The sequence below is a fragment of the Actinotalea ferrariae CF5-4 genome, assembly GCF_000603945.1.
GTDB classification, from domain to species: Bacteria; Actinomycetota; Actinomycetes; order Actinomycetales; family Cellulomonadaceae; genus Actinotalea; species Actinotalea ferrariae.
The window spans coordinates 1-2,914 of sequence record NZ_AXCW01000367.1; the positions used below are offsets into that span (position 1 = coordinate 1).

Sequence of the window (2,914 nt, forward strand, 5' to 3'; positions counted from 1 at the left end):
GGCGCCACCGCGGGCGGGCGCGGCGCGACCGGACGGGTCCGGCGGCGGCTCGTCGGGGAACGGGTCCTCCTCGGGCGGCGGGATGTCCCACGGCGGCGGGGGCTCCTCGTCGCCCGCGGCAGCAGCAGGCCCGGTGCCGCCAACCGGGGTGCCCTGCGGACGCTCGCTCGGAGAGTCGGCGCCCCGGGCCCGCTCCGGAGCACGGGACCCACCTCGGTCCTGCCGCCGGGGGTCCGTCGTGGTGCCGGTCCTGGAACCTTCGGCAGGGCTGGTCGGGGCCGCGGTCCGGGGCGCGGGGGCGTCCCAGGACGCCGCGGCCTCCTCGGCGGAGATCGCTCGTCGACGGTCGCCGTCGTCCCGGCGCGGGGACGACCCGCCCGTCCCGGGCGCCTCTGCCGGGACGGCCGCCGGCGCGGTGGCGTCACCGGCGATGGTCGTCTCGATCCGGACGTCGAGGCCGAGGGTCTCGTGCAGGGCCCGCTTGACGTGGTCCGCGTGGTTGCCGGTGCGGAAGGTGCCCGCGAGCTGGGGGGTGGTGAACGCCAGGGACAGCCGGCCCTCGGCGAGCTCGGCGACGTGCCCGTTCTGGCTGACGAGCACCCAGGTCGCCATCCGCAGGCCCTTGAGGGTCTGCAGCACCTCGGGCCACCGGCGTCGAACGGTCTCGGCGTCGAGGCCGCCTGTGGCCGCGCTCGTCGGCGCCACCGAGGGCGGGGTCTCCGCGCGCGGGTGGGTCGGGGGTCCGGCGGGGGGCGCGACGGCGGGTCGGTCCTCACGCGGCGCCGGCGGCCGCGCCTCGGGCGCCGGGTCCGACAGGGGTTCGCGCTCGGCCGTCGGCACCGGGTCGCCCGGCGCCACGACGTCGTCTGCCGGCACGGCCTCGTCCGCACCCTCGAGCTCCCCGGACGCGGGGTTCCGTGCCACGGGCGCATCCGCCGAGGGCCCGTCCGAAACCTGCTCGTCCGCAACCCGCTCGTCCGACCCTGGCTCGTCCGACACCGGCTCGTGCGAAACCGGCTCGTCCGCCGCGATGCGGTCGCCTCGGGGCCGGTCGCCCGGTGCGGGGCTGGGGGCAGGCTCGGGCGCCGCGACGCGGTCGCCCACCGGCGCGCGGTCGGGACGGGGCGTCCGCTCCGGCTCCCGGCCGGGCCCCGGCGTCCGCTCCGTCCGCGGCTCCGGTGCCGGCTCGACCGCCTCGGGCGTGACGGCGACGGGTGCCCCGGCCGCCGAGGACGGGGTACCGGAGAGGGAGACCGGCCCCACCCGCACGCCGCCGACGACGTCCCGCTCGAGCTTCTCGAGGCGGGCGACGAGTCCGCGGGTGCCGTCGTCCACGCCGGGCAGCAGCAGCCGGGCGACGAGGAGCTCGAGGTGGAGCCGAGGCGACGTCGCGCCGGTCATCTCGGTGAGCGCGCCGTTGACGAGGTCGGCGGAGCGGGAGAGCTCCGCCGGTCCGAGCGTGGCGGCCTGGCCGGCCATGCGGTCGAGCTGGTCGGCGGGGACGTCGCGCAGCACCGCCCGCGCCGCCTCCCCGGAGGCCGCGATGACGATGAGGTCGCGCAGCCGCTCGAGCAGGTCCTCGACGAACCGGCGGGGCTCGTGCCCGGAGGAGATGACGCGGTCGACCACCCGGAAGGCGCTCGCGCCGTCACGCACGGCGATGGCGTCGACGGCGTCGTCGAGCAGCGTCGCGTGCGTGAAGCCGAGCAGGGCGACGGCGCGCTCGTAGTCCAGCCCGCGCTCGTCCGCCCCGGCGACGAGCTGGTCGAGGACGGACATGGAGTCCCGCACGGACCCACCGCCCGCCCGGACCACCAGGGGCAGCACCCCGGGGCCGACCGGCACCTGCTCGGCCGCGCAGACCTGGTCCAGGTAGGGCGTGAGGACGTCCGGCGGGACGAGCCGGAACGGGTAGTGGTGGGTGCGCGACCGGATCGTGCCGATGACCTTGTCCGGCTCCGTCGTCGCGAAGATGAACTTCACGTGCGGCGGCGGCTCCTCGACGATCTTGAGCAGGGCGTTGAAGCCCTGCGGCGTCACCATGTGCGCCTCGTCGAGGATGAACACCTTGAAGCGGTCGCGCGCCGGGGCGAAGGCGGCCCGCTCGCGCAGGTCACGGGCGTCGTCGACGCCGTTGTGGCTGGCGGCGTCGATCTCGACGACGTCCAGGCTCCCCGCCCCACCGCGGGCCAGCTCCACGCACGAGTCGCACTCGCCGCAGGGCGTCGCCGTCGGTCCCTGCGCGCAGTTGAGGCAGCGGGCGAGGATGCGCGCCGACGTCGTCTTGCCGCAGCCGCGCGGGCCGCTGAACAGGTACGCGTGCGTGACCTTGCCTGTGCGGAGCGCCTGCATGAGCGGCTCGGTGACGTGCTCCTGCCCGATCACCTCGGCGAAGGTGTCCGGCCGGTAGCGGCGGTACAGGGCGGTCGTCACGGAGGGAACCCTACGCGTCGGGTCCGACACCGGTCATCGGTCCGCACACGTCCTCCTACGGCAGGGCGAGCGCCACCGCGAAGCCGGCGACGACGGCGTAGCCGGCCAGCGAGAGTGCCGTCCGCACGCGCGGGCTCACCCGGGCGCCGAGCACCGCGCCCGCCCCCGCGAGCGCCAGCTGCCACGCGGCGGACGCGACGCCGATCCCGAGGACGAACGCGACGGTCGCCGTCGGCGTGACGAGTCGGTCGGCGAGGCCCGCGGCCACCGCGACGAAGTAGACGACGGTCAGGGGGTTGACCGCCGTGAGCCCGACGAACCGCACGAACGACCGCGCCGGTGTCATCGGGCGGGCCGGGGCGACGGTGACGGCCCCCGGCGCGGCGGCGCGGCAGCCACGCGGGCTCTCCTCGGTCGGCGGGACGGGCGGGGGTGCGCCGCGGGAACGCAGCAGACCCACCACGCCGCGCGCCGCCACCAG

The 2,914-nt window shown here is 77.2% G+C and carries 2 protein-coding genes; both read right to left on the reverse strand.

All coding sequences use genetic code 11. From position 1 onward, the window contains the following. Nucleotides 1–2,433 (reverse strand): DNA polymerase III subunit gamma and tau (locus N866_RS17810; protein WP_034229159.1); only part of this gene is annotated, 2,433 nt, incomplete at its 3' end. Between the two features lie 55 nt (nt 2,434–2,488). Beyond that, on the reverse strand, nt 2,489–2,914 hold a 426-nt coding region (locus tag N866_RS17815; RefSeq protein WP_162177338.1), incomplete at its 5' end, for a LysE family transporter.